General features: G+C 70.4%; 15 protein-coding genes. 9 read left to right on the plus strand and 6 right to left on the minus strand.

What is annotated here, in order from left to right; translation table 11 throughout:
• Positions 1–572: 572 nt before the first annotated feature.
• A complete protein-coding gene (locus tag WME90_RS40685; RefSeq protein ID WP_437277475.1) occupies positions 573–845 on the plus strand; it encodes a hypothetical protein in 273 nt (90 codons plus the stop codon).
• Here WME90_RS40685 and WME90_RS40690 read toward each other — a convergent pair.
• A complete protein-coding gene (locus tag WME90_RS40690; RefSeq protein ID WP_437277476.1) occupies positions 825–1,070 on the minus strand; it encodes a hypothetical protein in 246 nt (81 codons plus the stop codon). The genes WME90_RS40685 and WME90_RS40690 overlap by 21 nt on opposite strands.
• On the opposite strand from WME90_RS40690, the gene WME90_RS40695 reads away from it, so the two are divergent.
• The 6 genes from WME90_RS40695 to WME90_RS40720 all read left to right on the plus strand — a co-directional run bounded on the left by WME90_RS40695 (position 1,069) and on the right by WME90_RS40720 (position 7,351).
• Positions 1,069–2,529, plus strand: coding sequence for a sensor histidine kinase (locus WME90_RS40695; protein WP_437277477.1), 1,461 nt, complete (start codon positions 1,069–1,071; stop codon positions 2,527–2,529). The genes WME90_RS40690 and WME90_RS40695 overlap by 2 nt on opposite strands.
• A complete protein-coding gene (locus WME90_RS40700) occupies positions 2,526–3,911 on the plus strand; it encodes a sigma-54-dependent transcriptional regulator (RefSeq protein ID WP_437277478.1) in 1,386 nt (461 codons plus the stop codon). The genes WME90_RS40695 and WME90_RS40700 overlap by 4 nt, the downstream gene beginning before the upstream one ends.
• 233 nt (positions 3,912–4,144) lie before the next feature.
• The gene (locus WME90_RS40705; protein WP_437277479.1) at positions 4,145–4,813 is read left to right on the plus strand and encodes a UPF0158 family protein; all 669 of its coding nucleotides are present in this window, start codon (positions 4,145–4,147) and stop codon (positions 4,811–4,813) included.
• A 23-nt stretch (positions 4,814–4,836) separates the two neighbouring features.
• Positions 4,837–5,481, plus strand: a complete 645-nt coding sequence (locus tag WME90_RS40710) for an OmpA family protein (protein WP_437277480.1) — start codon at positions 4,837–4,839, stop codon at positions 5,479–5,481.
• Between the two features lie 51 nt (positions 5,482–5,532).
• Entirely contained in the window at positions 5,533–5,919 is a 387-nt protein-coding gene (locus WME90_RS40715) for an AgmX/PglI C-terminal domain-containing protein (RefSeq protein WP_437277481.1), read from the plus strand.
• 190 nt (positions 5,920–6,109) lie between these two features.
• Positions 6,110–7,351 carry a VWA domain-containing protein gene (locus WME90_RS40720; RefSeq protein ID WP_437277482.1) on the plus strand — a complete coding sequence of 414 codons (1,242 nt, stop codon included), beginning with the start codon at positions 6,110–6,112 and terminating at the stop codon, positions 7,349–7,351.
• 988 nt (positions 7,352–8,339) lie between these two features.
• On the opposite strand, the gene WME90_RS40725 is transcribed toward WME90_RS40720, so the two are convergent.
• The 5 genes from WME90_RS40725 to WME90_RS40745 all read right to left on the minus strand — a co-directional run bounded on the left by WME90_RS40725 (position 8,340) and on the right by WME90_RS40745 (position 17,653).
• On the minus strand, positions 8,340–10,529 hold the full coding sequence (locus tag WME90_RS40725) for an ATP-binding protein (protein ID WP_437277483.1): 2,190 nt from the start codon (positions 10,527–10,529) through the stop codon (positions 8,340–8,342).
• 16 nt (positions 10,530–10,545) lie between these two features.
• Positions 10,546–14,880, minus strand: coding sequence for a HAMP domain-containing protein (locus WME90_RS40730; protein ID WP_437277484.1), 4,335 nt, complete (start codon positions 14,878–14,880; stop codon positions 10,546–10,548).
• A gap of 114 nt (positions 14,881–14,994) precedes the next feature.
• Positions 14,995–15,435: a response regulator gene (locus WME90_RS40735; protein WP_437277485.1), complete on the minus strand. Its 441-nt coding sequence runs from the start codon at positions 15,433–15,435 to the stop codon at positions 14,995–14,997.
• Positions 15,432–17,006 (minus strand): ATP-binding protein, encoded by a 1,575-nt coding sequence (locus tag WME90_RS40740; protein WP_437277486.1) that lies wholly within the window; start codon positions 17,004–17,006, stop codon positions 15,432–15,434. Before WME90_RS40740 ends, WME90_RS40735 begins: the two co-directional genes overlap by 4 nt.
• Positions 17,007–17,242: 236 nt before the next feature.
• A complete protein-coding gene (locus tag WME90_RS40745) occupies positions 17,243–17,653 on the minus strand; it encodes a winged helix-turn-helix transcriptional regulator (protein ID WP_437277487.1) in 411 nt (136 codons plus the stop codon).
• Positions 17,654–17,795: 142 nt separating this feature from the next.
• Here WME90_RS40745 and WME90_RS40750 point away from each other — a divergent pair, with 142 nt between their 5' ends.
• Positions 17,796–18,923, plus strand: coding sequence for an alkene reductase (locus WME90_RS40750; protein WP_437277488.1), 1,128 nt, complete (start codon positions 17,796–17,798; stop codon positions 18,921–18,923).
• A 181-nt stretch (positions 18,924–19,104) separates the two neighbouring features.
• Complete coding sequence (locus WME90_RS40755; RefSeq protein WP_437277489.1) at positions 19,105–22,092, plus strand: HEAT repeat domain-containing protein; 2,988 nt, start codon at positions 19,105–19,107, stop codon at positions 22,090–22,092.
• Positions 22,093–22,099 lie beyond the last annotated feature (7 nt).

The raw sequence follows: 22,099 nt of genomic DNA on the forward strand, positions 1-22,099 counted from the left end.
TTGATGAAGCGGAAGATCGCAGCGGTCCACGCGCTCGCTCTCGGACGGTCGCTCTCGCTTCTTCTGTTCCTCGTTCACTGCACGAGCACGCCGAGCCCGACGACCTCGGCCGCGACCCCGGACGCTCCGCCCGGCCGAGGGCCTGGCTCGATGGCAGAGCTGGGGCCCGGCCCGGCGGCGGCCCCCGAGCCGGGGCCGGCGCCGGAGCCCGAGCCCGCGACCGCCGGCGCGCCGACGTCCGATCCCGACCAGAGCCCTGCTTCCGGTCACGCGCCCAGCGCGGACCTCACGCCGCCCACCAAGCCGACACGATGCGCGGCTCCGGCCCGACCTGCTCAGAGCTTCTTCGACTGCGCCGACAGCGAGGTCTTCGCCGCCGGCTGCTGCTACCCTAGCTTCGAAGCGGCCTGTGCGGGCCTCGGCTGCGCTCCGACAGCCTGCATGTACTTGAAATCAGACCCCGCGCAGGCCCGATGCACCCGTTGATGTCCATGCCCCCGGAGGGCCCGACGACGGGCAGCTCTCGACAACAGCCATGTCCGCGGCGGCAGCCCGGTCGCTCGTCGCCGTGGATGCACAGGCCCGTCGCCGCGCTCCTCGCGCTCCTCGTGGCGGGCGCCGCGCTCGCCGCCTGCTCCAGGGTCACCGGCGCGCCGAAGGGCCGCGAGGCAGCGCCGGAGCGCGACAGCGCCTGTGCAGATCCAGCGAAGCCCAGAGCGTACTTCTATCCTGCGGAGAACCGGACGGACTACGCGCCTGACGACCCCTGGAAAGACGGCTGCGCCATGCTGGTGCCAGATCACCTGTTCTGCTGCCCAGAGAAATCACCCGCCGGGCCGCGGTAACAGGTCCCATCGAAGCTGCCCACCGGGCTCCGCAGGAGAGCGCTCTTTGACGGCCCGCACGGCCCGCACGGCCCGCACGGCCCGCACGGCCCGCACGGCCCGCACGGCCCGCACGGCCCGCGCGCGGGCCATCGCCTGTGCCGCAAAATGCGGCATGTCGTACTTTGCGGCGGCGTCGAGCGGCGATGGCTCGCCGTGCTCCACCTGCGCTACGACGTCGGGCATGAAGCTGGCGCGCAAGCTGACGCTCGCCCTGGTGTTCGGGGTTTTCCTTGTGCTGGCGCTGAGCGCTTACGTGCAGATCCGCAGAGAGGCCAAGACGTTCGAGAACGATGTCCAGCGGGACCATCACGCGATGGGCCGCGCGCTGGCCGCCGCCATCACGGGGGTGTGGCGCACGGAAGGGCCCGCACGGGCGCTGCGCCTTGTCGAGGACGCCAACGAGCGCGAGAGGCAGGTGGACCTCCGGTGGGTCTGGCTCGACGAGCAGGCGGACGGCGCCCATCGGCCCCAGCTCGCGCCGGAGCTGCTCGTGCCCCTCTCACGAGGGCAGTCGGTCGTGCACAGGCTCCCTCGGGAAGACGCGGACGTGCTCGTCACGTGCGTGCCGGTGCCGGTGCCCGGCGACCGCGTCGGCGCGCTCGAGCTCTCCGAGTCGCTGGCGGGAGCCCGCCGGACCACCCACGGCATGATCCTGAACACGGCGGTCACGACGGCCGCTCTGACGCTGGTATGCGGGTTGCTCGCGACGTCCCTCGGAGTCGGGCTTGTGGGACGTCCCATGCGCACGTTGATCGATCAGGCCCGGCGGATCGGCGCCGGCGATCTCTCCCGGCGCCTGTCGCTGCGCCAGGAGGACGAGATCGGCGAGCTCGGACGGGAGATGGATGCAATGTGCGATCGCCTCGCCGCCGCGAACGGGGAGCTCGAGTCCGAGGCGGCCGCGCGGCTCGCCGCGCTCCAGCAGCTCCGCCACGCCGAGCGGCTCGCCACCGTCGGCAAGCTCGCGTCCGGGATCGCACACGAGCTGGGAGCGCCGCTCCAGATCGTCGCGGGGCGCGCGCGCATGCTCGTGGACCGGGACGTCACGGGGGATGAGGTGCCGGCCAACGGGCAGATCATCCTCGAGCAGTCGCAGCGGATGACCCAGATCATCCGCCAGCTGCTCGATTTCGCCCGGCGCCGTAGCGCGGAGAAGCAGGAAACGCCGCTGAGGAGCGTCATCCACAGCACGTTCATGATGCTGAGGCCGCTGGCCGAGAAGCAGGGCGTCGCGATGGTCCAGGAGGGAGATACGCCGGAGCTGGTCGTCCACGCGGACGCCGACCAGCTCCAGCAGGCGCTCACCAACGTGGTGGTCAATGCCATCCAGGCCATGCCGTCCGGCGGCACCCTGACCGTCGGCGTGCGGGAAGAGCGCGCGAGTCCCCCCGCCGATCAGGGAGGGGCCGAGGGGCCGTATGTCGCGCTGTCCGTTCGTGATGAGGGGCAGGGCATGCCGGCAGACGTCCTGGAGCACATCTTCGAGCCGTTCTTCACAACCAAGCCGGTGGGCGAAGGGACCGGGCTCGGCCTGTCGGTCGCCTACGGCATCATCAAGGAGCACGGCGGCTGGATCCACGTCGACAGCCGGGTGGGCTCGGGGAGTCGCTTCACGATGGTCCTGCCGCGGGGGAACTCATGACAGGGCGTGTCCTGATCGTCGATGACGAGCGCGGCGTCTGCGAGCTCCTCGACGCGGGGCTCAAGAAGCGCGGGTTCCGGACGGCATGGCGGACGTCGGCCGCCGAGGCGTTCGAGCTCCTCGGCGTGGAGGATTTCGACGTCGTGGTCACCGACATGACCATGCGCGGCATGAGCGGCCTCGATCTCTGCGAGCGGATCGTCCAGAACAGGCCCGATCTGCCGGTCATCGTCATCACCGCGTTCGGGAGCCTCGACACCGCCACGTCCGCCATCCGCGCCGGCGCGTACGACTTCGTGACGAAGCCGTTCGAGCTCGACGCGCTCCGCCTCACCGTGGAGCGCGCCCTGCGCCACCGCGCCCTCCGCGAGGAGGTGCGCCGCCTGCGGCGCGCCGTGGCCGACGCCCACGGGTACGAGCAGATCCTCAGCGGCAGCCCTGTGATGAGGAGCGTGTTCGATCTGCTCGATCGCATCGCCGACTCGGACACGTCGATCCTCATCACGGGAGAGAGCGGGACCGGCAAAGAGCTCGTCGCCCGCGCGGTGCACCAGCGCAGCCGGCGGAGCGAGGGCGCGTTCGTGGCGGTCAACTGCGCGGCGGTCCCGGACGCCCTCCTCGAGAGCGAGCTCTTCGGCCACGCGCGGGGCGCGTTCACCGACGCCAAAGGGGCCAGGAGCGGGCTGTTCGCCCGGGCCCACGGCGGGACGTTGTTCCTCGACGAGATCGGCGAGCTGCCGATCGGGCTACAGCCGAAGCTCCTGCGCGCCCTCCAGGAGCGCGTCGTCCGGCCCGTCGGCGCCGACGAGGAGATCCCGGTGGATGTCCGGCTCATCGCCGCGACGAACCGCGACCTCGAGACCGCGATCGAAGAGCGCCGTTTCCGCGAGGATCTCTACTACCGGATCAACGTGGTCCACGTCGACCTGCCGCCGCTCCGCTCCCGCGGCGCCGACGTGCTGCTGCTCGCGCAGCATTTCCTGGAGCACTTCGCGACCGTCAAGGCGAGGCCCATCAAGGGCCTCTCGGCGCCCGCGGCGGAGAAGCTCATGGCCTATGCGTGGCCGGGCAACGTGCGCGAGCTCCAGAACTGCATCGAGCGGGCGGTCGCGCTGGCGCGGTACGATCACCTCACCGTCGACGACCTGCCCGAGAAGATCCGGACCTACCGGCGCTCGCACGTCCTCGTCTCGAGCGACGACCCGACCGAGCTCGTCCCCATGGAGGAGGTCGAGCGGCGCTACATCCTGCGCGTCCTGGAGGTGGTCGGCGGGAACAAGAGCCAGGCCGCGCAGATCCTGGGCTTCGACCGGGCGACCCTCTATCGCAAGCTCGAGCGGTACGGCATGCGCGGAGGACGCTCGAGCGACCCGAAGCCGTGATCCGCCCGGCGGCCCCGCCGCATCGCCCAGCCGCGCCCCGCGCTGCCGCCCCCGGGTCGAGCGCGCGCCGCGGCCTCCCGAGGGGCGACGAGGCGCGCGACTCCGCTCCTCGTCGACCTGTTGCACAACGCGACACCCGCAGCTGCTGACGAAAAACAGGCTCGAAGGCGCGCCGCGCAGGCGCGCGCCTCCTGCGCGGCTGGCATGGGAGCTGCGTACGGGCCGGGCGCGCAATGTGCACCACCACGCCGGAATCCGCTGCTGCGAACCGGAGGATCCTCGTCGACTGGAACGCTCTCGCGAACGCCTTCGACAACAGCGCTCAGCACATCCGCTATTTCCTTCACCTCGAGACAGGCGCCGTGATCCGGCTGGTCGATGGGCTCGCCGACCCGGACACGAGCGCGCGCATCGAGGCGGATCCGGGCTGCATGCGCGTCGAGGCGATCGGCGCGCCGGAGCAGTACCGGTGGCTGCAGGCGTTCATCCCGACGGTCGACGACCTCGAGCTCCAGCTGCTGCTCCTGCAGTGCCTCCAGGGGCGGGGCTCGTTTCGGCGGTTCAAGGCCGTGCTCTCCGACAGGCCAGAGCAGCTCCGGCGCTGGCGCGTCTTCCGGCACGCGCAAATCCGTGCCACGATCCTCGAGTGGTTTCACGCCCGCGGTCTGATACCAGCTTCGTTCGAGCATGCGTGGCCCAGCGCAAGCGCTGATCCGAGGAGCTCTCGCGCCGCCGACTCGGCTCGCCAGCGGCTCCACGAGGCGGCGAGCGCCCTCGCGCCCGGTGATCTCCACGCGCTCACGTCGCTCGCGGAGTTCCTGCGCGCGACGCGCTCCGACCCGGCAATTTCCGCGAACTCATCGAGGGGCGACGCAGAGCGCCCCGGTGGTCTGGGCCCGTGACAGCGGGCCATGGAGACGCGATCATGAACGATATCCACGATAAACGAGATGTGACGAGCCGCCCGAGCCCCCGCCGCTGGCTCGTCGCATGGCGCAGCTCACGGCGGGCCTCGGGCCTCGGGCCCTGGGTCGCCGGCGCCTTGCTCACGGTGATGGGCCTGGGCCCGATCGCCTGCGGCGGCGTCACCACGTTCGAAGGGGGGAGGGCGCTCACCGTCGTGGGCCAGCCGCCCGCGCCGCCGCCCCCGCCCCCGCCGCCCCCGCCGGAGCGCGTGGTCGTGACGGACGACAAGATCGTCATCAACGAGAAGATCCAGTTCGAGTACGACCAGGCGACGATCCGGTCGGAGTCCCACAGCTTGCTGGACGAGGTCGTCGCGACGATCAAGAAGCACACGCACATCAAGAAGATCGCGATCGAGGGTCACGCGAGCGCGGAGGGGTCGGACGACCACAACCTGAAGCTCTCGGATCGCCGCGCGAAGGCCGTGATGAAGTACCTCGTCGACCACGGCATCCCCGCCGGCATGCTCACCGCCAAGGGCTTCGGCAAATCGAAGCCCATCGCGGACAACGACTCGGCGGAGGGACGCGAGAAGAACCGCCGCGTCGAGTTCAACATCGTCGAGCAGGACACCGCGGCGAAGACCGCGAACGCCGGGAAGTGAATGCTGGTGCGTAATCGGATCGTGAACGGAGCTCCCCGCAAGGAGGCGAGCATGAAGCAGTGGTTGTCGGGTCTTACCATGATGGTTTTGGCGAGCGCGTCCGCGGGCTGCTCCTTCGCCGTGCGGAACGCCGAGATGTACCGCAACGATACGGCCGCGCTGCTCGAGACGAGGAGCGACGAGATCAAGGCGTGTTATGACGCAGAGCTCGCCCGGAACCCCCGCGCGCAGGGCAAGGTCACCGTCAATTTCACGGTGCTCGAGGACAGCGGCCGCATCACGGACGTCGCCGTCGACCCCGCCGGCACCACCGCGTCGGACGAGGTGTCGAGCTGCGTCGTGAAGTCGATCGACGGGCTCGTCCTTACCCCGCCCGATGAGAAGCAAGGAAAGGGGAAGTTCGTCTGGGATTTCACCGTCGGGGCTCCGAAGGCGTAGCGCCGCCGCTGCGGCGGAGCGGCAGCGCCGCCATGCTCCGCCGTCCTGCTTGTGCCCGGCGGCTACCCCCCCTATTCTGACGCTGCGCGGCGCGTGCGGCCGCTCGCTGCTCACGCCGCTGGACGGCGGATCGGGCGTCCGTCAAACAGGCTCTCTGGAGAGCCCGCCATCCATCCGACACCCCACAACGATGAGCGCCCGCAGCCCCAGAAAAGCCCCTCCGCCCCCCTCCCCCGCCGGCGCGACGGACGACCTCGCCGACGGCGACCGCGACGCCCTCCTGCGCTGGCGGCTCGCGCTCGGGCCGGAGGCCGAGCGGGTCGATCCGCGCCTCTCCCTCGGCGGGCTCGGCGGCGCGGCGTCGGCCCTCCACGTCGACCCACGGCGGCTCGGCGACCTCGACAAGGCCCTCTCGTTCATCTACGACGAGCGCGCCGGCAACCTCGGCGGCTCGCGACCGTACGTCCCCGAGTGGCTCTCCGCGGTGCGCGAGTTCTTCAGCCACGACATCGTCGCGCTCGTCCAGAAGGACGCCATCGAGAAGCGAGGGCTGACGCAGCTCCTCTTCGAGCCCGAGACGCTGCCCTTCCTCGAGAAGAACGTCGAGCTCGTCGCCACCCTCATGAGCGCGAAGGGCCTCATCCCCGACGCCGCCCGGGAGGCCGCCCGGCAGATCGTGCGCGAGGTCGTCGAGGAGGTGCGGCGCGCGCTGGAGTCCGAGATCCGCACCGCCGTCCTCGGCGCCCTGCGGCGGAACACGACGAGCCCGCTGCGCGTCCTCAGGAACCTCGACTGGAAGCGCACCATCCGCAAGAACCTCAAAGGATGGGACGCGGAGCGGCGCCGCATCGTCCCCGACAAGCTCTATTTCTGGGCGAACCAGACGCGACGACACGAGTGGGACGTCGCCATCCTCGTCGACCAGTCGGGATCCATGGGCGAGAGCGTCGTCTACAGCTCCATCATGGCCGCGATCTTCGCGTCCCTCGACGTCCTCCGCACCCGACTCCTCTTCTTCGATACCGAGGTCGTCGACGTGACTCCGATGCTCGTCGATCCGGTCGACGTGCTGTTCACGGCGCAGCTCGGCGGCGGCACCGACATCAACCGCGCCGTGGCCTACGCCCAGGCGAACTTCATCGAGCGCCCCGAAAAGACGCTGCTCATCCTGATCACCGACCTGTACGAGGGCGGCAACGCCGAGGAGCTCGTCGCCCGCATGCGCCAGCTCGCCGACAGCAAGGTGAAGTCCATCTGCCTGCTCGCGCTGTCGGACACGGGCAAACCCTCCTACGACCACGAGATGGCGCAGAAGCTCGCCGCCCTCGGGACCCCCTGCTTCGGCTGCACCCCGAAGCTCCTCGTGAAGGTGGTAGAGCGGCTCATGCGAGGTCAGGACCTCGGCCCGCTGCTCGACGCCGAGGCGCGCTGAGCGCCCAGCGTCCGCCTCGCCCATGGCGGAGATCAGGTTCGTGTGATACGGGCGCAGAGCGAGGCGTCCGAAAGTACGCCGCAGCGAGCTTCACCCCGCGGATGAGCGCGCGGCGCACGAAGGTGCGCCACGCTCTATCTCAAGACCACAGAGGCACAGAGGACACAGAGGTTCTTTTTCGTCCTCTGCGTCGTCTGTGCCTCCGTGGTCCCTCGCGCCGCTGATCCGAGGAGAGCAGGCGGGGGCGCAGCAGCCAGCGACGTCAGCGAGAGCGCGCCTCCCGCGTCCCGCGCCGCGCCGCCCCCGTCACCGCGGGCGACGGATCGCCTTCGCCGAGCGCTCGTCCGTCCGCCGGGCGGCGGCGCGCTTTCGCGACGTCGCGCCCCGGGCAGCGCTCGCAGAGACCCGCCGACGGGACCCGGCCGCGCGAACCACCTCTTCGAGAGAGGGTGTCTCGACCAGGAGAGGACCCGCGCTGCTCACGGCGCTGATCGAAGGACCAACTAGGCTGATAGAAAGTTTCACTTGAACTACCGATATGTGGGGCGGACTGATCACGTCGTTCGGCGGAGGGCTCACCACCTATAAACCGTTTTGATCTTTTACGCAGCGTCGCAGTGCGGAGATCACGAGCCCTGAGCGCCCGTCCGGACGTGAACTTGTCCACCCGGGAGATCCACTCGCCTTCCGCCTCTCACGGCGGATGCACGCAGGCACCACGGAGGCACGAAGGCACGGGTCTGGGTTCGCTCCGTGCCTCCGTGTCTCCGTGGTGATCAGCGAGGGACTGGCCCCGGGTGTTGCACCGGGCGCTCTGTCACGGGCTTGTTGCACGATGCAGGCCAACGATGGCCGGATGCCGGCGTCGCCGCTTTTCCCGTGGGGACCGTGAGGCGCCTTTCACGGTTGAAACCACCGGTTGCAACGGTGGCGCAGCACGACGGCGTCCCTGCGCCACGGACGCCAGGTGAGCTCAGGAGAGCGCCTCTCAGTCCGCAGGACCGGTCAACGACGATCCAGGGCGCTCGCCCAGGGGTCCGGACGGACCAGCCGCTCGGGGCGGGAGCGGCAACGCCACCTGGAACCTCGCCCCCATGCCCGGGGCGCTCTCCACCTGGATGGTGCCGCCATGAGCCCTCAGGATCTGGTCCACGATGAACAGGCCGACGCCGAGACCTCCGTAGGAGCTGGTCGGCGCCGCTCGCTCGAAGCGCCCGAAGATGCGGGCGATGTACTCCTCGGCGATCCCGATACCCTGATCTGCCACCTGGAGCACCGCGGAGCGCCCATCGACCGAGATGCGCACCTGGATCGGCTTGCCACGCCCGTACTTGATGGCGTTCATGAGCAGGTTGGTGATCACCTGATCGATGCGCAGGCGGTCCCACCGGCCGACCGCGGCCACCGGCATGTCCAGGTCGAGCGAACAGCCGGCGCGCTCCAGCTCGGATTCGAGGCGGCCCGCCACCTCGCGCGCCACGTCGCACAGATCGACGTCGTCGAGGCTGAGCTCGAGGTGGCCGCTGTTGATGCGCGCCACGTCGAGCAGCGTGTCGATGAGCCGCGTGAGCCGGTCGATCTGGCCGCCGGCCTGGGAGAGCTTCGCCAGGACCTGCTCCGCCGGCAGCCCGCCATCCGCGCGGTTCAGGGCGCGGGTGAGGCCCTGGACCTGGAGCACGAGCGCGCTGAGCGGCGTCCTCAGCTCGTGCGAGGCGACCGCCACGAAATCCTCGCGGATCTGCACGGCTTCTCGCGTCATCCGCAGCAGCCGGGCGTTCTCGAGGCAGAGCGCCGCGCGCTGCGCGACGTCGAGGGCGACCGCGAAATCGGGCGGCTCGAAGCGCTCGCCCGGCTCGACCCACACCATGCTGAGCGCGCCGAGCACCTCGCCGCGCGTGACGAGCGGTACGCAGAGGTAGCTGCTGGCGCCGAGCTCCTGGATCATGCCGGGATCGTCGACGTCGAGCGCCCCGGCGACGTCGCGCGGAGAGCACTCGACGCGCAGGTCGGGGCGCCCGGTCGTGAGCACCGCGCCGACGCCGTCCGCCGTCAGGGTGAGCTCCCGCGGGGCGAACCGCCCGGCGAACCGCGCCGCGTCGCGGGCCCTGTGCGAGGCCGCGAGCCTGCGCGCGCCGCCCTCCTCCCGCAGGTCGAGCACGCACCAGGTGCAGATGCGCTCCGCGGCGATGCGCGCGAGGGCCGCCGCGACGCTGCCCTCGTCGAGCGACGCCGCGAACGAGCTCGACGCCTCCGCGAGGATCTCCGAGCGACGCACCGCGGCCTCGGCCTCCGCGCGGGCCGCCCGCTCGCGCGTCAGGAGGTGCAGGCGCTCCTGCTCGTGGCGCTTGCTGTCATCGATGTCCGTGAAGCTGCCGAGCCAGGCGACAACCCGCTTCCAGACGTCCCGCTCCGGGACCGCCCGGCACAGGTGCCACCGGTAGACCCCGTGAATCGACCTGAGCCGACACTCGCCCTGAAAGGGCTCACCCGACTCCAGACAGCGCCGCCACTTGCTGACGAACTGGTTCAGATCGTTCGGGTGCACCGCGGCCTGCCAGCCCCAGCCGCGCAGCGCCTCGAACGCGAGCCCCGTGTACTCCAGCCAGCGTGAGCTCACGTAGTCGATGCCTCCGTCGAGCTTCGCCGTGAAGACGCAGTGAGGGATGGCGTCGGCCAGGTTCTGGTACCTCGCCTGCGCGGCGCGCCGGAGGTCCTCGACCTCGGCGTCGCGCCGCCGCTGCTCGGCCTGGCCCAGGAGCTCCGCCTGCTCCTTGATCTGCTCGCCGCGCCGGTGGAGCTCGACGAACACCGCGACCTTCGCCTGGACGACCTCCGGCTCGAGCGGCTTCAGCAGGTAGTCGACGCCGCCCACGGCGTACGCCCTGTAGATGGCCGCGAGATCGTCCGTCGCCGCCGTCAGGAAGATGATCGGCGTGTGGCGCGACCGCTCCCGCTGCTTCACGAGCGAGGCGACCTCGAAGCCGTCGATGTCGGGCAGCCGCACGTCGAGCAGGATGACCGCGAAATCCTCGGACAGGATCCTGAGGAGCGCGTCCTTCCCGCTCGCGGCGGTCACGAGGCGGTAGCTCTCGTCGGCCAAAATAGCCCTGAGCGCCGTCAGGTTCTCCGGCTGATCGTCCACAAGGAGAATGCTGGTCGTCGCGGGCGCGTTGGACACCGTACGGCTCCGCGGCTCAATCCGGCCGCACCCAGTGCAGGATGACCGACATCAGCCGCCCCTCGTCCACCGGCTTCGCCACGAAATCGTTCAGGCCGGCGTCCAGGCACTTCTGTCGATCTTCCGGCATCGCCTTGGCCGTCACCGCGATGATCGGCAGCTCGTTGAAGCGGGGATCGCTCCGGATCTCCCGCGTCGCCTCGTAGCCGTCGAGCTCCGGCATCATGATGTCCATGAGGACGATATCGATGGGCGAATCGGCCTCCTGCAAGATCTCGATGCCGTGCCTCGCGTTCTCGGCCAGGACCACGTGCGCCCCGCGCCGCTCGAGCAGGCTCGTGATGGCGAAGACGTTGCGCGCGTCATCGTCGATGACGAGCACGCTCCGCCCGGCGAGCGCGACCGAGGAGGCGCCGTTCGTGAGGAGCGGCGCGACCGGCTCGGGCAGCTCGGCGCGCACCGGCCTCGTCGCCTTCGGCTCCGTGCGCTCCGCCGGCAGGTACAGCGTGAACTTGCTGCCGAGGCCGGGCGTGCTGTTGAGGGCGATCTCCCCGCCGAGCAAGCTCGCCAGCTCCCGGCTGATCGTCAGCCCGAGGCCCGTGCCGCCGTAGGTGCGGCTTGTCGACGCGTCGGCCTGCTGGAACGCGTCGAAGATGAGCGTCTGCTTCTCCGCCGGGATGCCGATGCCCGTGTCGGTCACGGCGAACGCCAGGACGGTCTTCGCCTTGATGAGCGTCTCCCGCTTGAACGTGAGCGCCTTGCTGGCCACCTCGATCTCGAGCGAGATCCGTCCGGACGACGTGAACTTGAACGCGTTGGACAGCAGGTTCTTCAGGATCTGCTGGAGCCGCTGCAGATCCGTCATGATCGACGCGGGGACGCCGGTCGCGACCCGGACCCAGAACTCGAGCTCCTTCTGCTCGGCGATCTGCCGGAAGCTCCGCTCGACGTACTCCGCGAGCTCGGAGAGCGCCACCCGCTGGGTCTTCACGTCGATCTTGCCGGCCTCGATCTTCGAGAGGTCGAGGATCTCGTTGATGAGCTGGAGCAGGTCCTGCCCCGCCGCGGCGATCGTCTTCGCGTACTCGACCTGCTTCGACGTGAGCGTGTGCTCCTCGTTGTCCGCGAGGATCCGGGCGAGGATGAGCAGGCTGTTCAGCGGCGTCCGCAGCTCGTGCGACATGTTCGCGAGGAACTCGGACTTGTACTTCGAGGTGCGCGAGAGCTCCCGCGCCTTCTCCTCCAGGGAGGCGCTGGCGCGCGCGATCTCGCGGTTCTTGATCTCGAGCTCGGACGCCTTCTCCTCCAGCTCCTGCGACCGCGAGCCGAGCTCGGTGTTGGACCTCTGGAGCTCCTGGAGCAGCTCCTCCGTCCTCATGCTGGCGCCGATCATGTTGAACACGACGCCGATCGACTGCGTGAGCTGCTCGAGGAACGTGAGGTGGATGGGCGTGAAGTTCTGGAAGCTCGCCAGCTCGATGACCGCCTTGAGGCCCCCCTCGAAGAGGACCGGCAGGACGCAGATGTTGCGCGGCGGCGCGTCGCCGAGGCCCGAGCTCACCCGGATGTAGTCGTCCGGGAGATCCGTGACGACGATGCTCTTCTTCTCCAGGCCGCACTGCCCGACGAGCCCCTCGCCCAGCGCGAACCGGTTGGAGATGCCCTTGCGCTTCTGGAACGCATAGCTCGACGTGAGCTTGAGCGCCGGGTACTTCTCCTCCGACTCGAGCACATAGAAGGCCCCGTGCTGCGCCGACACGAGCGGCGTCACCTCGGACATGATGAGGCGAGAGAGCGCCTCGATCGTCCGCTGCCCGGCCATCATCCCGGAGAAGCGCGCCAGGTTCGTCTTCAGCCAGTCCTGCTCCTGGTTGGCGCGCGTCGTGTCCCGCAGGTTCGAGATCATCTGGTTGATGTTGTCCTTCAGCTGGAGGACCTCTCCCTGCGCCTCGACCGAGATGGCCCGCGTGAGATCGCCCTTCGTCACGGCGGTCGCGACCTCGGCGATGGCGCGCACCTGCGTGGTGAGGTTGCCGGCGAGCTGGTTCACGTTGTCGGTGAGGTCCCTCCACGTGCCGGCCGCGCCGGGCACCTTGGCCTGGCCGCCCAGCTTGCCCTCGATACCGACCTCGCGCGCGACCGTGGTCACCTGCTCGGCGAAGACGCGGAGCGTGTAGGTCATGTCGTTGATGGTGTCCGCCAGCGACGCGATCTCGCCCTTGGCCTCCAGGGCGAGCTTCTGGCGGAGATCGCCGTTCGCGACCGCGGTCACGACCTTGGCGATGCCGCGCACCTGCGAGGTGAGGTTCGAGGCCATGACATTGACGTTCTCCGTCAGGTCCTTCCAGGTGCCGGAGACCCCGGGCACCTGCGCCTGGCCGCCGAGCTTGCCCTCGGTGCCTACCTCGCGCGCGACGCGCGTCACCTCCGCGGCGAACGCGCGCAGCTGATCGACCATCTTGTTGATGGTGTCCTTCAGCTCGAGGATCTCCCCCTTCGCCTCGACCGTGATCTTCTGGGACAGGTCGCCGCTCGCGACCGCCTTCGTGACGAGGGCGATGTTGCGCACCTGGTTCGTCAGGTTGCCCGCGAGCTGGTTCACGTTGTCGGTGAGGTCCTTCCACGTGCCCGCGACGCCCGGCACCTGCGCCTGGCCGCCCAGCTTGCCGTCCGTGCCGACCTCGCGCGCCACGCGCGTCACCTCCGCGGCGAACGCGCGCAGCTGATCGACCATCTTGTTGATGGTGTCCTTCAGCTCGAGGATCTCCCCCTTCGCCTCGACCGCGATCTTCTGGGACAGGTCGCCGCTCGCGACCGCCTTCGTGACGAGGGCGATGTTGCGCACCTGGTTCGTCAGGTTGCCCGCGAGGACATTCACGTTGTCCGTGAGGTCCTTCCACGTCCCGCTGACGCCGCGCACCTCCGCCTGCGCGCCCAGCTTGCCCTCCGTGCCTACCTCGCGCGCCACGCGCGTCACCTCCGACGCGAACGCGCGCAGCTGCTCCACCATCTTGTTGATGGTGTCCTTCAGCTCGAGGATCTCCCCCTTCGCCTCGGCGGTGATCTTCTGAGAGAGATCGCCCTTGGCGACGGCCGTCGTGACGAGGGCGATGTTGCGCACCTGGTTCGTCAGGTTGCCCGCGAGCTGGTTCACGTTGTCGGTGAGGTCCTTCCACGTGCCCGCGACGCCCGGCACCTGCGCCTGGCCGCCCAGCTTGCCGTCCGTGCCGACCTCGCGCGCCACGCGCGTCACCTCCGCGGCGAACGTCCGGAGCTGCTCCACCATCTTGTTGATGGTGTTCTTCAGCTCGAGGATCTCCCCCTTCGCCTCGACCGTGATCTGCTTCGACAGGTCGCCGTTCGCCACCGCCGTCGTCACGACCGCGATGTTGCGCACCTGGTTCGTCAGGTTGCCCGCGAGGACATTCACGTTGTCCGTGAGGTCCTTCCACGTCCCGCTGACGCCGCGCACCTCCGCCTGCGCGCCCAGCTTGCCCTCCGTGCCTACCTCGCGCGCCACGCGCGTCACCTCCGACGCGAACGCGCGCAGCTGCTCCACCATCTTGTTGATGGTGTTCTTCAGCTCGAGGATCTCCCCCTTCGCCTCGACCGTGATCTGCTTCGACAGGTCGCCGTTCGCCACCGCCGTCGTCACGACCGCGATGTTGCGCACCTGGTTCGTCAGGTTGCCCGCGAGGACATTCACGTTGTCCGTGAGGTCCTTCCACGTCCCGCTGACGCCGCGCACCTCCGCCTGCGCGCCCAGCTTGCCCTCCGTGCCTACCTCGCGCGCCACGCGCGTCACCTCCGACGCGAACGCGCGCAGCTGCTCCACCATCTTGTTGATGGTGTTCTTCAGCTCGAGGATCTCCCCCTTCGCCTCGACCGTGATCTGCTTCGACAGGTCGCCGTTCGCCACCGCCGTCGTCACGACCGCGATGTTGCGCACCTGGTTCGTCAGGTTGCCCGCGAGGACATTCACGTTGTCCGTGAGGTCCTTCCACGTCCCGCTGACGCCCTGCACCTCGGCCTGCGCGCCCAGCTTGCCCTCGGTGCCTACCTCGCGCGCCACGCGCGTGATCTCCGAGCCGACGGTCTGCAGCTGCTGGACGACGTCGTTCACCTCGTCGGCGATCTGGCCGATCGTCCCCGGCACCTCGCCGATCCCGACGCGCGCGGAGAAGTTGCCGGCCTTCACCGCCTTGAGCACCTCGAGGACGGCCTGGAGCTGCATCTCCCGCACATCCAGGTGGCTCCCGTTGGCGCCGCGCTTGCGGGGCGGCGGCTTCTTCTTGCTGACGCCGCTCCCGTGCTTGTCCTTCGAGGTCGCAGCGATGTTGTTCGATTGCATGACTACCTTCCTGACGACGATAGCGCGCCTAGGGAGCTTGATCCCGCTTCAGGTGTTCAGGCCTCGCCGACGCCGGGGGAGCTCGACGTCACGGGGCCCTGCAGTGCTGCCGTTTCACGACTTGCCGCGGCGCAAGACCTCTGCGACCTGGCGCTGGAGACGGGCATGCTCGATGTCGCGCGCGCGGCGCTCGAGCGCGCGCCGCATGCGCGAGCTTAGCTCATCCGAACGGAAAGGTTTGGAGAGGTAGTCGGAGGCGCCGACGCGGAGAGCGCGCATCCCGGTCTCGACAGAGCCGAACGCGGTGATCGCGATGATCGCGAGCGACGGGTCCTGCTCCTTCGCCCGCGCGATCAGCTCGATGCCGTCCATCCCCGGCATGCGGATGTCGGTGATCAGCAGGTCGAATCCCCCCGACGGGAGCAGACCGAGTCCCGATATCGCGTCTGCGACGTGCGTCGCTTGGTAGCCGTGGTCCGTAGCGATGTCAACGACGAACCGGCCGAGATCATCGTCGTCTTCCACAACCAACACGCTCGGTGAGCTCAAACTCATCCTTCTGTCCTTCCTATCTGCTCTCGTCTGCTCTCGTCCGAGCGCGCGTCCACGCTCGCCGGCGAGTCGGACACGATCGCGGGCAGGGTGATCCTAAAGCGCGCCCCGCCTGTCGACGAGGAGGCGACCTCCACCGAACCGCCGGCTTCCTGGACGATCCCGCGCACGATCGCGAGCCCGAGGCCGCTCCCGCCGCCGGTCGCCTTCGTCGTGAAGAACGGCTCGAAGATCTGGTGCAGATCCTCGGCAGGGACCCCGGGCCCCGCGTCGTCGACCTCGAAGCACACGGCGAGAGAGCCGCCGGGACCCTCGCAGTCGGGCAGGACGCGCACCACGAGCTCGCCGCCGCTCTGCTGGGCCTCGACGGCGTTCAAGCACAGATTGAACACGACCTGAAACAGACGATCGGAGTCGAGGGCGACGCGCGTCCCCGCGCCGCCCTCGCGCGGGCACACGACGCTCGCCTCGATGCCACGCTTCCTGCACTCCGGACCCAGGAAGGCGACCACATCGTCGATGACGCGCCTGAGATCGCTGTCCGCTCGCTGCGGTCTCGGCGGCCGGGCGAGGGAGACGAGGCGAGCGACGACGCGCGTGATCCGCTCGGACTGCCGCGCGATGGTCTCGAGCTCGGCGCGCAGGTGCTCCGGACAGCCGGGCAGGTCGGCCGCGCGGCGCGCGCGGCCCTGGATCACGTTCAGCGGTGAGCCGATCTCATGGCCGAGCGAGGTCGCCACCTGCCCCGCGGCGGCGAGCGCCTGCGCCTGCTGCAGCCTGCGCTCTCCGTTCACCCGCGCCGCCTCCTCCCGCACGGCGCGCTCCCGCGCCTCGCGCAGAGAGCTGGTCATCGTGTTGAAGGCGCTCGCCAGACGAGAGAGCTCCTCCGCGCCCCGCTCGGGCACGGCCGCGTCCAGATCGCCGCTCGCGACGCGCTCGGCCCCGGCGAGGATGGCCCGCGCAGGGAGCGCGACCGTGAAGCGCCCGACGAGCCCGGCGACGACCGCGCTGACGAGCAGCAGCACGACGCCAGTCACCGCGAGGCCGTGATTCAACGTGTCCTCCAGCACCTCGATGTAGTGGCGATCGCGCACCAGGACGGCGACCAGGGGCTGATTGGCGCTGCTCGGGTGGATGGAGACCGTGCGGACCAGCACGGGCTGCCCGACCAGGCTGTCGGCTTGCTCGATGTCGCCTCCTTCGAGGAACGCCTGGCGTGCGAGCTGCTCGAGGCGCTCCGCTTCGCGCTCGACTCCCTTCGTGATGAAGACCGCCTCACCTCCCCTGGTGAACGCGGCGATGCCAAGGATGCGCTCGGCGCTCGCGAAGTCCTCTGCCCGCCGCCGGACGAGCCCGAGGTCCCTGCGCTGCAGCGCGCTCTCGACGAACGCCTGGAGCAGGGTGGCGTAATTGCGGAGCTCCGCCGTGGCCTCCTCCCGCAGAACTTGCTTGCGGTGCGCCGACGCGAAGATGCCATACAGCAGGATGGCCATCGCGATGGGGAGGACGAGAGACAACCAGAACTGGTGCGCGAGCCTCATCCCCCCCGGTCGGCGCTGGTGCTGCAGTCCCATACGACGATCCACCGCGCCCCCAGAGGACACCTTCGAATTGACGCTTCGCGTTAACAGCCGCCGATCGTGCGAAGCCCTGGAATTACATCACCATTCCACCTGACCGGCAAGCGTTACCTCGAGATCGACAGAGGCGCTCATCTCGCACCCTCGCCACACGAGCGCTCGGCGTCAGGCATTGCCTGAACGCTGCTCAGGAGCGGGCGGACTCCTTCGTGACATCCGTTACGCGATTCCTACGTGGATGACGGCCGCGCACGCTTCGCCGCCGGTTCTTGCCGTGCCGCCCGTGCCGCCGGTGCCGCGCGCTTCGCCCCGCCGCGCGCCCCATGCACGGCGAGCCGCTCTCCCCACCGCGAGATCGCCTGCGACACCTCGCCGAATCCCCGCCCGGCGTCGGTCAGCTCGTACTCCACGCGCACGGGGGGCCCCGGCAGGACGCGCCGCACCACGAGGCCGAGCGCCTCGAGCTCCTTCAGCCGGCTGGAGAGCATCCGATCGCTGATCGCGTCGATCCGCTCGCCGATCTCGCCGAAGCGCAGCGCGCCCTCCTCGAGCGTCGCAATGATGAGTCCGTTCCAGGGCTTCGCGAGCACGTCCATCGCTGTCTGAAACTTCTCGCAGAGGTGCTGGCACGCGTGCTTCATGTCTCGTCCCACACACCAGCGTAACCTATCCACTTCCAAAAAGGAAGTCACTTGACATCGTGCAGCAGAGATTCATGATGCCCTCCGAACGGATGCTACTTCCCTTTTGGAAGCTACATCTTCTTTGCAAGGAGCATCGATCGTGACCACCGCCAAAGACCTGCTCTTCAGCCCCTTCGCGCTCGGCCCCGTCTCGCTGCCGAACCGCCTGGTGATGGCGCCGCTGACGCGCTGCCGCGCCGGCGAGGGCAACGTGCCGACCGAGCTCAACGCGAGGTACTACGAGCAGCGCTCCTCTGCCGGCCTCATCATCACCGAGGCGTCGCAGGTCAGCCCGCAGGGCGTGGGATATCTCCGCACACCTGGGATCCACACCGACGCGCAGGTCGCGGGGTGGCGGCTCGTGACGGACGCGATCCACCGCGCGGGAGGGCGCGTCTTCCTGCAGCTCTGGCATGTAGGTCGGTCGTCGCACCCCTCGTTCCAGCCGAACCGGCAGGCGCCCGTCTCGTCCTCGGCCGTCGCCATCCGCACGGGCCACGCGCACACGCCTGAGGGCCCGCAGCCGTACACCACCCCGCGCGCCCTGGAGACGGGCGAGATCGCCGGCGTTGTCGCGCAGTTCGAGGACGGAGCGCGCCGGGCCAAGGCCGCCGGCTTCGATGGAGTCGAGATCCACGCGGCGAACGGCTACATCATCGACCAGTTCCTCCGGAACGGCGTGAACCAGAGGACGGATCGGTACGGCGGCTCGGTCGAGAACCGGGCGCGCTTCCTGATCGAGATCACCGAGGCCGTGAGCGGGGTGTTCGGCGCCGACCGGGTGGGCGTGCGGCTGTCGCCGGTGAGCGAGTACAACGACATGAGCGACTCCGATCCGAGGGCGCTCTTCGGCCACGTCGCCGCCGAGCTCTCGGCGCGCAAGGTCGTCTATCTGCACGTCGTCGAGCAGCTCACGGATCAGGCGCTCGCCGCCGCGGATCGGGTGACGCCCCTCCTCCGCGAGCGGTTCCGCGGCGCCTTCATCGTGAACGGCGGCTATACGCTGGAGATCGCGGAGGAAGCGCTGCGGACCGGCGCGGCGGATCTCGTGTCCTTCGGCGCGCCGTTCCTCGCCAACCCCGATCTGCCGGAGCGCCTGTCGCGCCGCGCGCCGCTCAACACGCCCGACGTCGCGACCTTCTACTCCGAGGGCCCGCGCGGCTACATCGACTACCCGCGCCTCGGCGAGGGCGAGGTGGAGCGCGCCGGCGCCGCACAGCTGGCCTGATGAGCGCGGGCCCGATGGCCTGATCCCATGGACTGTCGGCCCGATCGGCTGGAGGCGGCGAGGAGCTCCGGCGCCGCCGCCCGTGATACGCTTCCGGGCCGATGCCGGCCGCCCTTCCGCTGCTCCCCGACGACGAGATTTACACGGCGCCGCGCCCGGCGCGCTCCCCCGCGGAGGCGCCGTGAGCGCGGCGCCCGGCGACGTGAAGCGCATCGGGGCCGGCGAGCTCCGGGCGTTCATCCAGGACGCGGGGGAGCTCAAGAAGGGCACGCTGCTCTACGACGGCGGGCAGCTCCTGAACCTCGCGCGCTACGAGAACAAGCTGTTCTGCGACGCCAAGGGCTCGGGGGCCTCGCCTTACAAGGTCTCGCTCGTCTACACCGACGCGCCGGCGCCCGCGTTCAAGGGGCGCTGCAGCTGCCCCGCGCGGACCTTCAACACCGCCTTCTGCAAGCACGCGGCGGCGCTGCTCGTCGCCTGGGCGCGCGCGCCCGAGTCGTTCGCCGTGAGCGAGTCGGCGCCGCCCGGCGCGCCGGGCGGGGACACCGCGCGCAAGAGCGTGAAGAAGGGCAGCGCGAACGCGCAGGCCCTGATGAAGTCCGGCGTCGAGCAGGTCGGCACGCTCGTGCGCGAGCTCGGCGTGGCCGGCGTCGCGACGATCGGGGACGACCGCATCGAGCAGATGGAGAAGCTCGCCGAGGCGCTCCGGGAGAACCGCCTCCGGCGCCTCTCGGCGCGCACGCTCGACCTGGCCGCGCTGCTCCGCAGGCAAGCCGCGGGGGGCCGGCAGGCCCGGGGCGCGCCCCGCGGCGCGCTCCCCGCGGTCGCCTACGCGAACGTGATGGCCGATCTCCTGCTCACCGCCCGCAAGCTGGAGAAGCACCTCGCGGGCGAGCCGCTCGACGACCGCCACGTCGAGGAGCTCGTCGGCAAGACGTGGAAGGCGTCCGACAGGAAGCCCGCGGGGGACCTCACGCTCGTCGAGTACGCCTTCTCGACGCGGACGACGAGCGACGACTTCGTCATCCGGGAGAGCCGCTTCATCGACCTCGAGTCCGGCCGCCACTTCAGCGAGAAGCAGATCCTCCCGGCGTTCATGGCGAAGCGGACCGATCCGAAGCGGAGCTTCGCCGGCGAGGTGCTCGCCGGGGCGCGGGCGACGACCTACCCGGGCTACCCGCCGCTGCGCGTCGACTTCACCGATCTCGGCGACAAGCGCCCGCTCGACGCCGGCGCCCTCGAGTCCGTGCTCGCGCGGGCGCTGCCCGACGTCGGCGCGGCGCTCGCGGCGCTCCAGGAGCACCGCAAGGACGTCTTCGCGCCCGACCTCGTGCCCGTCGCGGTGCTCACCGACACGCTCTTCGCGCGCGGCGCGCGGCTCTCGGCGGTCGACGACAAGGGGGAGGCGCTCCACCTGCCCGACGACGCGGCGCTCGAGGAGCGGCTCGCCGGCTCGCTCCGCGACGCGCGGCTGCGCGCGCTGCTCGGGGACGTCGGCATCGACGCCGCGCTGCCCACGCTGTGGCCGCTCGCCGCCGTCGTCGAGGGGCCGCTCGGCCTGGAGCTGCGCCCCGTCCTCGACCAGGGCGCCGAGCAGGGGATCGCGGCGCGGGGCGGGCCGCTCGAGGGCTCGGCGTGGAACGCCGCCGCCCGCGAGGCGGGCGCCTCGCCCGCGGCCATCGCGCTCGGCGAGGTCCGCGAGGAGCTCGCCGAGGCGCTCGCCACGGGCCTGACCGGGCTCAGCGCGCGCGTGACGGACCCGCTGGCCGCGCGGCTGCGCGACCTCCGCCTCGAGAAGCAGGCCGCGCTGCTCCAGGGGCTCCCGCAGCGGCCCGAGCCGGCCGATCGGCTCGACGACTTCATCAAGCTCTACCAGGTGCTCGAGATGGCGCTCGTCCGCCTGGCCGGCGCGACGCAGATCGACCGCGCGTCGACCGAGCGCGTCCCGACGTACGAGAGCGTCGCGGTGGCGCGGCCCGACGAGGCGCTCTCCCCGGACGAGGTCGCGCGGCGGCGCGCGGCGGGCGCGATGAACCGCTACGTCGCCGCGGTCCACCACGCGCGCTACTACGCGTCGCTGCCGGCGAGCGAGCTCGTGGCGAGCATCTTCCCCCTGTGGGCGGACGGCACCGCGACGCCGACCATCGCGAAGACGTTCGCGCCGCTCGGGGCCGAGGCGCTCTCCGCCGCGGAGAAGGCGCTCACGGTGAAGGCGGGCCGCGTGGCGAAGCTGACGGCGGTGCGGGTGCTGCAGGCGGTCGCGCTGCACGGCGGCCCGGCCCACGCCGAGGCCAAGGCGATGCTCGCCAAGGTCGCGGAGCACGCCAAGGACTCCGGCCTGCGGGCGCTGGCCCGCGACGCGCTCGACGTAATCGACCTGAGCGACGCAAACGACGTGCGCGACGTGAGCGACGCCACGCAGAAGGCCGGGCCGGGGAGCGACTGGGTGCGCGCGCGGCGCGCCGCGCGGCAGGAGCGGGTGCAGGAGCTCGCGAAGGCGCTCGGCGCGGCGCCGACAAAGGAGGAGCGGCTCGCGGCGCTGAAGGCGCTCGCCGAGCTGGGCGACCTCGCCGCGCTGCCGGCGCTCCGCCGCGCGTTCTACGGGGACGCCGCCCGCGGCGTGCGCGAGGAGGCGGCCTACGCGCTCGCGCAGCTCGGCGACGTCGAGATGGTCGAGACCTTCGTGCGGATGCTGGCGAGCCGGAGCGAGAACGAGCAGGAGGCGAAGATCGCCGCGTACGCGCTCGGCTTCCTCGGCGACGTCCGCGGGCTGAGCGAGCTCCTCTCGGCCTACGCCGACGGCTACAAGCCCGGCATCGTCGCGGACGCGATCCGCGCGTTCGGCCCCGTGGCGCTCACGCCGCTCGTGGACCTCATCGAGGCGCGGCCGGAGCTCGCGAAGCGCGCGGCGGCGCTCGACGCGCTGAAGAAGATGGACGACGCCGCGGTGGCGGCGTGCCTTGTCGAGCGGATCGAGGCGCGGCGCGGCGACGCCGATCTCGCCGAGAAGGCGCAGCTCTACCTGAAGCTCGCGGACGTGCACGCGCACAGCCGGCGCGAGGTCGCGACGGCCCTCATGGCGGCGCTCTCGGACGCCCCCGGCAAGGAGGCGCAGGCGGCCGTCAAGGCGGCGCAGAAGGCGCTCGGCGTCGTCAAGCGCAGCAAGTAGCCGGCCT

The organism is Sorangium sp. So ce375 (genome assembly GCF_051473855.1).
Lineage (GTDB): Bacteria > Myxococcota_A > Polyangia > Polyangiales > Polyangiaceae > Sorangium.